This window comes from Pseudoalteromonas sp. S4741, assembly GCF_005886135.1.
Classification (GTDB): Bacteria; Pseudomonadota; Gammaproteobacteria; order Enterobacterales; family Alteromonadaceae; genus Pseudoalteromonas; species Pseudoalteromonas tetraodonis.
On record NZ_PNCN01000136.1, the window covers coordinates 1 to 967 of the forward strand.

General features: G+C 38.7%; 1 protein-coding gene. It reads left to right on the top strand.

What is annotated here, in order from left to right:
* Positions 1 to 90: 90 nt before the first annotated feature.
* Entirely contained in the window at positions 91 to 951 is an 861-nt protein-coding gene (locus CWC30_RS16075; RefSeq protein ID WP_138627601.1) for an IS982 family transposase, read from the top strand.
* Positions 952 to 967: the final 16 nt, after the last annotated feature.

Genomic DNA, 967 nt, shown 5'->3' on the forward strand with positions numbered 1-967 from the left:
AACCTGAGCTGCACATAAGAAATGGAACTAAATGCCCTTGCGGTGATCAGATCTTTCGACCAAGAAACATAAGATTACCGAGGCAAGGGCATGAATAACTTAGATGCAATTTACGTAGATGTCGATGATTTTTGTTTATTGTTTGAACCTCAATGGCTTAAACACCTAATAGAATCAGGTGAAAAGCAACGCATTAAGCCATCTCGACTATCCTCTAGCGAAGTGATGACTATATTAATTGCTTTTCATCAATCAGGTTATCGCGATTTTAAAACTTACTACACCAAATTTGTTTGTCAGTATTGGCGACATTATTTTCCTGATTTAGTCAGTTATACACGTATGTTGAAGTTACTTCAGGCCACGTTACCAGCTCTGTGTAGCTATCTGAAGCAGCGCTTTGATAAACCAACAGGCATTGCATTTATCGATTCCACTTCTCTCAAGGTGTGTCACAACATGCGTATTCCTCGCCACCAAGTTTTTGCAGGAGAAGCCAAACGAGGCAAAGGAACAATGGGCTGGTTTTATGGTTTTAAACTTCACCTCATCATGAATGATGAAGGTGGTTTATTAGCTGTAAAAGTGACAGCTGGGAATGTTGATGATAGACAGCCGGTATTAGATATGGTCGATAATGTTACAGGTAGTTTATATGCAGATAAAGGTTATGTATCTGCAAACTTAAAAGCGGAACTTGCTGAGCAAGGTATTGATTTTATTACAGGTCAAAGAAGTAATATGAAACGCCAGCCAATATCATCTTGGGATAGAGCGATGTTATCAAAGCGTTTCATCATCGAAACAGTTTTCGACCAGCTGAAAAATATTGCTCAAATAGACCACACAAGGCACCGCAGCTGCATCTCATTTATGGTTAATTTAATGGCTGGATTAATAGCCTATACTTTTCAAACTAAAAAGCCGAGTATAAAAGTGACTCGGCTTTAATTCTTATGCAGATCTG